8 protein-coding genes and 1 tRNA gene are annotated in these 12,227 nt (G+C 64.8%); 4 read left to right on the top strand and 5 right to left on the bottom strand.

Annotated elements, in window-relative coordinates; all coding sequences use genetic code 11:
* The 5 genes from CG50_RS13745 to CG50_RS13765 all read right to left on the bottom strand — a co-directional run.
* Positions 1 to 631 (bottom strand): ABC transporter permease subunit (locus CG50_RS13745; protein ID WP_245615740.1); only part of this gene is annotated, 631 nt, incomplete at its 3' end.
* A 74-nt stretch (positions 632 to 705) separates the two neighbouring features.
* Positions 706 to 1,713, bottom strand: a complete 1,008-nt coding sequence (locus tag CG50_RS13750; protein ID WP_036639560.1) for an ABC transporter permease subunit — start codon at positions 1,711 to 1,713, stop codon at positions 706 to 708.
* Positions 1,714 to 1,784: 71 nt separating this feature from the next.
* Positions 1,785 to 3,356 carry an ABC transporter substrate-binding protein gene (locus CG50_RS13755; protein ID WP_036639567.1) on the bottom strand — a complete coding sequence of 524 codons (1,572 nt, stop codon included), beginning with the start codon at positions 3,354 to 3,356 and terminating at the stop codon, positions 1,785 to 1,787.
* Positions 3,357 to 3,491: 135 nt separating this feature from the next.
* Positions 3,492 to 4,127 carry a helix-turn-helix domain-containing protein gene (locus CG50_RS13760; RefSeq protein WP_036639562.1) on the bottom strand — a complete coding sequence of 212 codons (636 nt, stop codon included), beginning with the start codon at positions 4,125 to 4,127 and terminating at the stop codon, positions 3,492 to 3,494.
* Between the two features lie 227 nt (positions 4,128 to 4,354).
* Positions 4,355 to 5,014, bottom strand: coding sequence for a TetR family transcriptional regulator (locus tag CG50_RS13765; RefSeq protein ID WP_051910012.1), 660 nt, complete (start codon positions 5,012 to 5,014; stop codon positions 4,355 to 4,357).
* Positions 5,015 to 5,338: 324 nt separating this feature from the next.
* On the opposite strand from CG50_RS13765, the gene CG50_RS13770 reads away from it, so the two are divergent.
* The 4 genes from CG50_RS13770 (at position 5,339) to CG50_RS13785 (ending at position 11,489) form a co-directional block, all read left to right on the top strand.
* Positions 5,339 to 6,769: an efflux transporter outer membrane subunit gene (locus CG50_RS13770; RefSeq protein ID WP_169743355.1), complete on the top strand. Its 1,431-nt coding sequence runs from the start codon at positions 5,339 to 5,341 to the stop codon at positions 6,767 to 6,769.
* An 83-nt stretch (positions 6,770 to 6,852) separates the two neighbouring features.
* On the top strand, positions 6,853 to 8,052 hold the full coding sequence (locus tag CG50_RS13775; RefSeq protein WP_081880449.1) for an efflux RND transporter periplasmic adaptor subunit: 1,200 nt from the start codon (positions 6,853 to 6,855) through the stop codon (positions 8,050 to 8,052).
* 1 nt (position 8,053) lies between these two features.
* The gene (locus CG50_RS13780) at positions 8,054 to 11,188 is read left to right on the top strand and encodes an efflux RND transporter permease subunit (RefSeq protein ID WP_036639564.1); all 3,135 of its coding nucleotides are present in this window, start codon (positions 8,054 to 8,056) and stop codon (positions 11,186 to 11,188) included.
* 225 nt (positions 11,189 to 11,413) lie between these two features.
* Positions 11,414 to 11,489, top strand: a tRNA-Ala gene (locus CG50_RS13785).
* The last annotated feature ends 738 nt before the right edge of the window (positions 11,490 to 12,227 follow it).

Consider the following 12,227-nt stretch of genomic DNA (forward strand, 5'->3'; position numbering starts at 1 on the left):
TGAACGACAGCGTCGCCTGAACGATCAGGGGCGCGAGGCAGTTCGGCAAGATGGTGCGGAACATCAGCCGCATGTTGCCGGCACCGGCGAGCCGCGCGGCGGTGACGTATTCGCGGTTCTTCTCGCCCATCACCGCGGCGCGGGTCAGGCGCGCGAAGTGCGGCTGGTAGACGATGGCGATGGCGATCATCGCATTGGTCAGCCCCGGACCCAGAATTGCGACCAGCACGAGCGCCAGCAGCAGCGACGGGAAGGCGAGGATGACATCCATCACCCGCATGATGACCTGGTCGACCGCGCCGCCGAAGAAGCCCGCGACCATGCCGATCACGATGCCGCCGATGAGCGCGATGGCCACCACCACCACGCCGATGAACAGCGAGTATTGCGAGCCGTAGATCAGCCGCGACAGCAGATCGCGTCCGACCGCATCGGTGCCCAGAATGAACCCGGACGTGCCGCCGTCCTGCCACACCGGCGGGGCGAGCAGCGCATCGCGGAACTGCTGCGCCGGATCGTGCGGCGCGATCAGCGGCGCGAACAGCGCGCACAGCACCAGCAGCACGAAGACGAACAGCCCCGCGACCGCGCCCTTGTTCTGACGGAAGTGATACCAGAAATCGGCGATCATCTGGCGGCGGATCTGACCGTCCGTCAGCCGGACGGCCGCGGGTGCGGTTCCCGCGGTTTTTGCAACGGTATCGGTCATTTGTGACGGATCCTCGGGTTGATGAGGCCATAGGTCAGATCGACGAGCAGGTTCACCGCCATCACGATGACGGCGATCATCAGCAGGCCGGATTGCACGACGGGATAATCGCGCCGTCCGATGGCGTCGACCATCCACTTGCCGATGCCGGGCCAGGAGAAGATCGTCTCGGTCAGGATGGCGCCGGCCATCAGCACGCCGATCTGCAGACCGATCGTGGTGATCACCGGGATCATCGCGTTGCGCAGCGCATGGACCATGACCACCCGGCGCGCGGGCATCCCCTTGGCACGGGCGGTGCGCACGTAATCCTCGCCCATCACCTCGAGCATGGCCGAGCGCGTCTGCCGCGCGATCACCGCAAGCGGGATCGTCGCCAGCACGATGGAGGGCAGGATCAGGTGACTGACCGCCGAGGCGAAGGCCCCCTTCTGCCCCGACAGAAGGCTGTCGATCAGCATGAAGCCGGTCACCGGCTTGAAGAAATACAAAAGCCCCATCCGCCCCGACACCGGCGTCCAGCCGAGGGTGCTCGAGAACAGGATGATCAGCAGCAGACCCCACCAGAAGATCGGCATCGAGAAGCCGACGAGCGCGGTGGTCATCGACATCTGGTCGAACCACGAGCCGCGCTTGATCGCGGCGAGAACGCCGACCGGAACGCCGATCACCGTCGCGAGGATGATGGCGACGAGGGCAAGTTCCAGCGTCGCGGGGAACAGGGTGAAGAATTCAGTCAGCACCGGCTTCTTGGTGACCAGCGAATTGCCGAGGTCGCCGTGGAACAGCCGGGTGAGGAAATCGAAATATTGCGCCCAGATCGGCCGGTCGAAACCCAGCTGATGGGCGAGTTCGGCGTGACGCTCGGGCGTGATGCCGCGTTCGCCTGCCATCAGCAGGACGGGGTCGCCGGGCAGAACCCGCACGAAGCCGAAGGCGATGAGCGTGATCCCGAGGAACGTCGGGATCAGGTAGAGGAGCTTTGTCGCCAGGAACCTGACCATGGGCTCTCCTTTCAGTATCGAAATGCGCGACGGGATTTCTCCCGCCGCGCATCCTGGGGTTGAAGGCTGGATTACTCGGTGATGTCGACGCGTTCGAAGGTGAAATCGCCAAGCGGGCTCATGGTGAAGCCGGTGACATCCTTGCGCATCGGGACATACTGGGTCGAGTGCGCGATGGTATCCCACGGCGCCTGATCCTTGAACACGACCTGAGCCTGCTCATAGAGCTTGGTGCGCTCGGCCTCGTCAGAGGTCTCGCGCGCCTTGGTGATCAGATCGGAGAAGTCCTTGTTGCACCACTGAGCGCGGTTCGAACCGCCGTCGCCCGTCGCCTGGCACGACAGCAGCACCGCGAGGAAGTTGTCCGGATCGCCGTTGTCGCCGGTCCAGCCCATGATGACGGCGCCCTTGCGGTCCTTCTCGGTCGACTTCTTCAGATACTCGCCCCATTCATACGAGACGATGTTCGCCTTGACGCCGACCTTGGCGAGGTCGGCCTGCATCAGCTCGGCGGTGCGGCGCGCGTTGGGCATGTAGGGGCGCTGCACCGGCATCGCCCAGATGTCCATCGTCAGATCCTTCACGCCGGCCTCGGCGAGCAGCTTCTTCGCCGCGGCGGGGTCGTAGGCGTCATCCTTCACCGCGTCGTTGTAGGACCACATGGTCGGCGGAATCGGGTTCTTCGCCACCTGACCGGCGCCCTGGAACACGGCGTCGATGATCGCCTGCTTGTTGATGGCCATGTTCAGCGCCTTGCGCACGCGCACGTCGTCAAACGGGGCGACGGTGGTGTTGTAGGCGAGATAGGCGACGTTCAGCCCGGACTGGCTGTCGAGCTTCAGGTTCTTGTCGGCCTTGATGTCGGCCAGATCCGCCGGTGCCGGAAACGGCATCAGCTGGCATTCGTTGGCCTTCAGCTTCTGCAGCCGGACCGAGGCGTCGGGCGTGATCGCGAAGACCAGATCGTCGATCTTCGGCGCCGTGCCCCAGTAGTCGGGGTTCTTGGCGTAGCGGATCACCGCGTCCTTCTGATAGGCGACGAACTTGAACGGGCCGGTGCCGACGGGGATGTTGTTGAAGTCGGCCATGCGGCCTTCCTTCTGCAGCGTGTCGGCATATTCCTTCGACACGATCGACATGAAGGGCATGGCGAGGTCGGCGAGGAACGGCGCGTTCGCCATGTTCAGCGTGACCTTGACGGTCAGGTCGTCGACCTTCTCGACCGACTTGACGATCTTCGGCAGGTCCATGCCGTCGTAATATTCATAGGTGATGCCCGGCAGATAGCCATGCCAGGGATTGGCGGCATCGCTCTGGCGCACGAAGGAGAACACCACGTCATCGGCGTCCAGGGTGCGTGTGGGGGTGTAGCCGTCGATGGTCTGGAACTTCACGCCCTTGCGCAGGTGGAAGGTGTAGACGGTGCCGTCTTCCGAAACGTCCCAGCTCTCGGCGAGGCCGGGCTCGACTTCGGTGGTGCCGGGCTTGAACTCGACGAGGCGGTTGAACACCGGATGCGCCGAGGCGTCGAAGGTGGTGCCAGCGGTGTAGGGCGCCGGGTCAAAGCCCTCGGGCGAGGCTTCCGAGCAATAGACGAACGTCTTGGCAAAGCCCGGCATCGCGGCCGTGCCGCACATCAGCATCGCCGCGGCGCCGATCGCCGCAAGTTTCTTCAAAGCCATGTCATGCTCCTCGGTTGACTGGTTTCTTGGGTCTTGGTGTGCCCGCCCCCGGCAGGGGGCGCGACCTTCGCCCGGATGGGGCAGCTTTCGTGCCGATCATCCGGGAATGTCCGTCTTCGCGTCAACAGGCGTGTGTGTTGCATCCGGTCGCAGCGCCGATGGCGTGGCGCCATGCTGCATCTTGCCGCTCCACAACACCCGTGCGGGTGTTTCGCCGACATTCGACCAGCGATGCGGCAGATGGCCGAGAAAATGAATGCTGTCGCCGGTTCCGAGGCGGAACGCATGGCCCTCGACTACCTGCTCGATGGTGCCTTCGAGGACATAGATCAGTTCCTCGCCCTCGTGGCGGGTTTCCTCCGAGGTGTAGCCGACCGGCATGTTGACGATGAAGGAGGTCAGCTCGTGGCCGGGGAATTCGGCGCCGATCTGCTCGTAGGTCAGCGGGCTCGCGCCGACCGAGAACCGCGGCCGTTCCGCCTGCCGGGTCACGCTGTCGGCCTGGCGCGGTGTGGCGACGAAATAGTCGACCGAAACCCCGAGCGCCGCCGCCAGCTGCGCCAGCGTGCCGAGAGACGGCGTGGCCTGACCGCGCTCGACCTGGCTGATGTAGCCCACCGAGACGTCCGAGGCGGTGCTGAGCTCTTGCAAGGTCATGCGCCTGTTCTGGCGCAGCTTGCGAATGCGCAGGCCCGGTTCGCTTCCCAGTGCTGTCGTCGGCCGTCGTGTCATCGTCCCTCTTGAATGCGGTCTGATTCCTGATTCCCGACGCGCACGACAGAGCCCGGAATGGATCGGCCGGCGGCAGAGATCGAAATCTCTTTGAACCTATCAAAAAAATTTTTCCAACAAGAAAATGATTTCACCGACCGCGTTCCGGCGTTGTGCCCGGAAACGCGACAATGGAACGCAGACGGCAAGGTCCGGTCAGAAACGGTGGGCGGCACGCGGCCGGGCGGTCAAGCCGCGCTTTCGGGGGATGCGTCGCGGGGGGCTTTCCCGTCGCCGGCGTCGTTCGCGGGGCGACGCATCAGCCAGATCTGTTCGCTCAGCAGCTTTCGCCCCATCGCCTGCAACGAGAACTTGCGCCCCGAGCGCAGCCATTCGTTCAGCAAACCGTTCATGGTGATCATCAGAAATGCCGCCGCTTCGCGCGGGGTCAGCCGGTCCGACAGCTGCCCGTTCGCTTCGGCGATCAGCATCAGCTGCAGCAGAATTTCGAACATTTCTCCGTTGGCGCGGCTGATTGCCTCGGCCTCGGGTGTGCCGGGCATCTGCGTGGACAGGATCAGGAACATGCGCTGGAGCCGCTCGTCTGCCTCGAAGCTGCACAGCATGTCCCGGGCGCTGGTTTCCAGCAGCCCGAACGGGTCCGGGTGCCCGGTCGCCGCGGCGCAGGTCATCATCTCCTCCTGCGGCAGGCAGCAGCGCCGGCGCAGCGCGATCATCAGATCTGCCTTGTCCTTGAAATGCCAGTAGATTGCCCCACGTGTGACCCCTGCGGCCGCGGCGATCCGGTCGAGCGAGGTGGTTTCGACCCCGCGCGAGAAGAACAGCTTCTCTGCGGCGTCGAGAATGGTTTCCCGCGTCTGCTCGGCATCGGCCTTGGACCGTTTCATGTCGTCGTTGCCTCCTTTTTGGGCGCGGCAGGGGCTGGGGCGGGCCGGATGCCATAGATGAGTCACGAAGGGATCATATCCGCTTTACAAACATACAGCAATGTATGTAACTGGCGGCAACCAAGGGGATCGCCGCGCCGATTCCGCTTTCGTTGCCCGGCGGGTTTTCGTGAGGGGGACCTCGCGGAATGGGCCGGCGCCGGGACGGGCGGGCTGTCGACGGAGTATCCCTCCGGGTGTAGGCTGGACGCCGCAGGGCCGTTCCGGACGGGGTTTTCCGGTCGCGAAACGGCAAAACTGGGTGATCCGAACAAGGGACGATGAATGAGCACGCTCACCAATACCGACGGGCAGCGCGGAGTGGCGCGGCCGCTGGGTCGGCGCAATCTGCTGATGTGGTCGGCCGCCACGCTGGCCCTGGCTGGCTGCGCCGATGTCAATTACCTGGCCCCGACAGCCGATGTCGCGGGCAAGTTCGATGCAGCCGCACCTGGGCGCGATACCAGCCCTGAGGCGCGGATGTGGTGGCGCGCGTTCCGCGATCCGCAGCTCGATCAGCTGATCGCGGCGGGCAATGCGCGCAACCTGACGCTGCAGCAGGCCATCGCGGCGATCGACGAGGCGCAGGCCTCCGTCGCCTCGGTCAATGGCAACGATCTGCCGCAGGTGCAGGCGAGTGCCGGGGCGCAGCGCGCGCTGTCCGCGGACGCGGCGGCGAGCGGGGGGGCAATCACGACCTCGACCTACATCACGCCGAGCTTCTCGTGGCTGCTGGATATCTTCGGTGCGAACCGCAACGCCCGCAAGGCGGCTGCGGCGCAGCTCGATGCCGCCTATCTGTCGGCGGACGTGGCGCGGCTGACGATCGAAAGCTCGATCGCGGCGGCCTATGTCAACCTGCGCTACTTCCAGGAAAGCATCGCGCTGACCAACCGCTCGATCGCCAGCCGCAAGCGCAGCCTCGAACTGACCCAGACCCAGTTCAATCTGGGCTCGGCCTCGAAGCTCGACGTGCTGCAGGCCGATCAGCTGGTGGCCGAGGGCGAGGCAACCCTGCCCGCCTACGAGACCGGGTTCGACCAGTCGCTCGCCCAGCTCGCCATGCTGACCGCGCAGCGCAGTGCCGATCTGCGCACCCGGCTGACCCGTTCGGCCCCGCAGCCCTCCGCCCGCTTCAAGCCGAGCGTGGGCGTGCCTGCCGATGTGGTGCGCGATCGTCCCGATGTGCGCATGGCCGAACGCAACTATGCCGCCGCGGCCTATGGCGTCGGCGTGGCAAAGGCGGCGTTCTATCCCTCGGTGTCGCTGTCGGGGTCAATCACGCCGCTGCACGTTTCCAGCCCGGGGAAGAGCAGCATCTCGTATTGGGCCATCGGGCCGGCGATCAACCTGCCGATCTTCACCGGCGGGCAGAACATGGCGAATCTGAAGGCCTCCGAATCGCGTGCGGTCCAGGCCAGGCTCGGATGGGAGCAGTCGGTGCTGAAGGCGATCTCCGAAGTCGAATCCGGCCTTGCCGCCTACAACCGCGACGGGCGCAACATCGCGGCGCAACAGCGTCTGGTGAGCATCTCGAAGGAGACCACCGAGCTGTCGCGTTCGAGCTACGAGATCGGCGAGGGCACCTTCATCAACGTTCTCGATTCCGAACGTGCCTACCTGGCGGCCCAGCAGTCGCTGGCCACCGCGGTGCGCCAGCAGGCCACCGATTACGTGACACTGAGTGTCGCAGCCGCGGGGGGCACCGCGCGCTGAGGCCCTGACACCAAGCGCAGGCCCCGCCGGAACGTGCGGGGCCTCGTCATATTCGTTCCCTCCCAAGAACAAGCAGGTCATCCATGAACATTCATCCGAGCAGTAAAGGCCGCCTCGGTCTTTGGTCCGCACTGGTCCTGACGCTGGCGGCCTCTCCGGTGCTGGCGCAGGGCATGGGCGCCGGCGGTCCCTCGCCGGTGACGGTGATCTCGGCCGAAGCGGGCGACTACACCCTGAGCATCCCGCTGCCGGGGCGGATCAAGGCCTCGACCGTCGCCGAAGTCCGCCCGCAGGTGTCTGGCATCGTCGAGGAACGCCTGTTCAAGGAGGGCACGGTCGTCGAGAAGGGCCAGCCGCTCTACAAGATCGAAGACAGCACCTATCGCGCCGCGGTCAGTGCCGCGAAGGCCGCGGTCAGCCAGGCGCAGGCGAATTTCGAGCTGGCGCAGATCAACGCCAAGCGCGCCCGCGAGCTGTTTGCCAGCAACGCCGGCACGGCGCAGAACCGCGATACCGCGAATGCGCAGCTCGATGCGGCGCAGGCTGCGCTCGAGGCCGCGCAGGCGCAGCAGAACACCGCCGAGATCGAGCTCGACCGCACGACGGTCACCGCTCCGGTCGCGGGCGTGATCGGCCTGTCGCAGACCACGGTCGGCGCTCTCGTCTCGACCCAGCAGGCCAGCGCGATGACCACGATCCGCACTCTCGATCCGGTCTATGTCGACGTCACTCAGTCGGCGACCGACATCTTGCGCATGACCTCGACGGAAGAAGGCCGCACGATGCGGGCAACGGGAGAGGTCAGCCTGACGCTGCCCGACGGATCGGTCTATCCCTACAAGGGGCGCCTCGATGCCGCCGAGCCGCAGGTCGAGCCGACCACCGGCATGGTGACGCTGCGCATGACCTTCCCGAACCCCGACACGGTGCTTCTGCCGGGCCTCTATGTCGAGGTCGAGATGCCGCAGACCGTCGCGAAGGGGGCGATCGCGCTGCCGCAGAACACGGTGATGCGCGACGGTTCGGGCGCGGCTTATGTCTGGGTCGTGGCTGACGGCAAGGTGGCGCAGCGGCCGGTGACTGTCGCGCAGGCGATGGGCAACACCTGGATCATCACCCAGGGCGTGAACCCGGGCGATCAGGTCATTACCTCGGGCTTCCAGAAGACCGGCCCCGGCGCGCCGGTGACCGTCGTTCCGGCCGATGGCGCGGCTGCGGGTGCGGCTGCGGGTGCGGCTGCGGGCGCCGCTCCGGGCACGGCCAAGCAGGGCGGGTCGAACTGAGATGTCGCGCTTCTTCATTCACAGACCGATCTTCGCCTGGGTTCTGGCGATCATCGTGATGGGGGCGGGCGTGCTGTCGATCATGCGCCTGCCGATCTCGCAATATCCGCAGATCGCCTCTCCGGCGGTCCAGATCACCGCGACCTATCCCGGCGCCTCGGCCGAGACGGTGGCCGATACCGTCGTGCAGATCATCGAGAAGGAGATGACCGGCCTCGACGGGCTGCGTTACATCAACTCCTCGACCACCTCGACGGGGCGGGCGACGATCACCCTGACCTTCAAGCTCGGGACCAACCCCGACATCGCTCAGGTTCAGGTGCAGAACAAGCTCAGTCAGGCCGAGGCCTCGCTGCCCGAAGCGGTGACACGCCAGGGCGTGACGGTGAAGAAATCGACCTCCGGCATCCTGATGGTGGTGGCGCTGATCTCCACCGATCACAAGCGCTCGCAGGCCGATCTCGCCGACTACATGAGCTCGTCGATGGTCGAGAGCATCTCGCGCCTGCCGGGCGTGGGCACGACGCAGGTGTTCGGCTCGGAATACGCGATGCGGATCTGGCTCGATCCGCAGAAGCTCAATTCCTATGGCATGGGGCCCGATACGGTCATCGCCGCGGTCAGCGGGCAGAACGCGCAGATCTCGGCCGGTTCGTTCGGCGCGATGCCGGCGCCGAAGGGGCAGTTGCTGAACGCCACCGTCACTGCGCAATCGCTGCTCAAGACCCCCGAGGACTTCGAGCGTATCGTGCTGCGCACCAACTCGGACGGCGGCATGGTGCTGTTGCGCGACGTCGCGCGCGTCGAGCTCGGTGCCGAGAACTACGAGATTTCGGGCTTTTACAACGGCGCGCCCTCGGCGGGCATGGCGATCCAGCTCGCCTCCGGGGCCAATGCGCTCGATACCGCGACGGTGGTCAAGCAGCGGCTGGAAGAGCTGAAGGCCTATTTCCCGGCCGGCGTCGAATATGTCATCCCCTATGACACCACGCCCTTCGTCACGATCTCGATCGAGGCGGTGGTGCACACGCTGATCGAGGCGATCGTGCTGGTGTTCCTGGTGATGCTGCTGTTCTTGCAGAACTTCCGCGCGACGCTGATCCCGACGCTGGCGGTGCCGGTGGTGCTGCTCGGCACCTTCGGGATTCTCGCCGCGCTCGGCATGACGATCAACACGCTGTCGATGCTGGCGATGGTTCTGGCCATCGGCCTGCTGGTCGACGACGCGATCGTCGTGGTCGAGAACGTCGAACGCATCATGCACGAGGAAAGGCTCAGCCCGGTCGAGGCCACGGTCAAGTCGATGGGCGAGATCCAGGGCGCACTCGTCGGCATTGCGGTGGTGCTCTCGGCGGTGTTCGTGCCGATGGCGTTCTTCGGCGGATCGACGGGGCAGATCTACAAGCAGTTCTCGATCACCATCGTCTCGGCCATGGTGCTTTCGGTGCTGGTGGCTCTGGTGTTCACCCCGGCGCTGTGCGCCACGCTGCTGAAGGAGCCGCGCCCGCGCAAGGGGTTCTCCGGCTGGTTCAACCGCGGCTTCGAGACGAACTTCACCCGTGCCACCAACGGTTACGGCGGCATCGTGCGCAAGGTCGTGACCAATCCGGTCAAGCTGATTGCGGTCTATGTCATCCTCGTGGTGGCGATGGGCTGGCTTTATGTGCGCACGCCCACGTCGTTCCTGCCGGACGAGGATCAGGGCGTGCTGCTCGTGCTGACGCAGACCCCTTCGGGCACCACCTGGGCGCAGACCCGCGAGGTGACGAAGAAGGTCGAGCAGTACTTCCAGACCGCCGAGAAGGACAATGTCGCCTCGGTGTTCTCGGTGGTTGGCTTCTCTGTCGCGGGGCAGGGCCAGAACATGGCGCTGAGCTTCGTCAAGCTGAAGCCCTGGGACGAGCGTCACGGCGCCGCGAACGGCGTGGGGGCGATCGTCAAACGCTCCTTCGGGCCGCTGTTCGGCGGTATCAAGGAGGCGATGGTCATCCCGGTGGTGCCGCCGCCGGTGATCGAACTGGGCAACTCGAACGGCTTCGACGCCTTCCTGCAGGCGCGCAGCGGTCAGACGCATGAGCAGCTCCTGAAGGCGCGCAACATGCTTCTGGGCATGGCCAAGCAAAGCGACAAGCTGACGGCGGTGCGCCCGAACGGTGTTGAGGACGCGACGCAGTATCGCCTGAACATCGACTGGGCGAAGGCGGGTGCCGTCGGGCTGACGGCGGCGCAGGTCGGCAGCTTCCTGAATACGATCTGGTCGTCGTCCTATGTGAACGACTTCCTCTATGACGGTCGGGTGAAGCGGGTCTATGTCCAGGGCGAGCCTGCGGCGCGGACCGATCCTCAGTCGTTCCAGGAGTGGCGCGTCCCGAACAAGGATGGCCAGTTCGTGGCGCTGTCGACCTTTGCCGAAGGCGAGTGGACCTATGGTCCGCAGCAGGTCGTGCGCTATGACGCGCTCCCGTCGATGGAGATCCAGGGCTCGCCCGCGCCGGGGGTGTCCTCGGGTCAGGCGATGGCCGAGATGGAGCGTCTGGCGGCGCAGTTGCCGCCCGGCTTCCAGCTGAAGTGGACCGGCATGTCGCTTGAGGAAAAAGAGGCCGGGAACGGCGCGATGGCGCTTTACGGTCTGTCGCTTGCCGCGATCTTCCTGTGCCTCGCCGCGCTTTACGAATCGTGGTCTATCCCGGTCGCGATCTTGCTGGCGATGCCGGTCGGTATCATCGGCGTGCTGCTCGGGGCGCTTCTGGGCGGACAGTCGAACGGGGTCTATTTCCAGGTCGGTATGCTGACCGTGGTGGGCCTGACCGGCAAGAACGGCATCCTGATCGTCGAATTCGCCCGGGAGAGGATGCGCGATTTCGGCGAGACTGCGGTGCAGGCGGCGATTCAGGCGGCGAAACTGCGGTTCCGTCCGATTCTGATGACCTCGATGGCGTTCTGCCTCGGCGTGGTGCCGCTGGTGCTGTCGACGGGTGCGGGCGCGGGGGCGCGTCAGGCGATCGGTTACGCGACGCTGTTCGGCACGCTGTCGGGCACGTTTCTGGCGATCTTCATCGTGCCGCTGTTCTTCGTGATCGTGTCCTGGATCTTTGAGCGGCGCGGCAGCCGCAAGGCAGAGCCCTCGACGAACTGAGGCCGTTGTTTCCGTCAGCAACGCCTTGGCGGGCCGCCCTTCGGGGCGGCCCGTTATTTTATCGCGGCGGCGACTTCGCCGGGGAAGGGCGCGAAGGGACGAACGGGAAAGTCCATGGCATCAGGCACTTCCGGGAAAATCACCGGAATTCGGAAAACTTTCGTTCCTACTGTTTCGGGCGCTTGACATTCCCCCGCCAAAGCGCGAAAAGCCCGCTCACGGCGAGGGGCTGTAGCTCAGTTGGGAGAGCGCATCGTTCGCAATGATGAGGTCAGGGGTTCGATCCCCCTCAGCTCCACCAAGCCGTTTCCGTTAAGTCTTTGATGGTAAGCGATAATCCGGATACGGAAGCCGCTTTTATCCCACGTTGAACCCCACTTGAAAACTTAGATACTCCGGTACGCTATCGGCCCGCTTTGGACGATCAGATAGGCCAGAAACTTGTTCCCGACTCCTACCCCTTTGGGGGTAAGCTTGAGTACAAACAAAGGGGACACGCGGGGCAGGGGCTTCCTAAAACTGACAGGGGGCAGTGCCACAACGGCGGCATGTGCGACACGGCCCAGAGCGCCGCTAACCCTGCTATTTCCGCTATTCGTGCTATTCGGGAAAGCCCCACCCGATACCCGGCAGAAATTGACATAAAGCCCGGCGCGATGGGCGGTTCGCACTCAGGAACCAGTGAGAACCACATGGTCACTTTTCAAAGTCGCGAAGGCCATAAAGCCCAATGAAGCAAGGGCCGCTTGAATGGTTCCCACTTGCCAAATTCAAGCAGAGGAAAAAATCTGTGCGTGTGGGGGGGCGCGCGGGGCCGGCGGCCGTGCCGTCCAGACTTTCGACAGCCCCCCGATATGACACAGCCCCTTGCATCCTTAGGGTCCAGACTCATTGAGTTTCACAGCCAGAACAAGACGGTTGCGGCTAACGTGATTGCAGAGAAGAAGGTTTCCGGGCACCGGTCGTATCGGGTTGCAACGTTAGATGCGGTGTATCGACCCAGTGAAATGAGGTGGACCCCGAAAACCGGACACTCTGC

This window comes from Paenirhodobacter enshiensis (assembly GCF_000740785.1).
Lineage (GTDB): Bacteria > Pseudomonadota > Alphaproteobacteria > Rhodobacterales > Rhodobacteraceae > Rhodobacter > Rhodobacter enshiensis.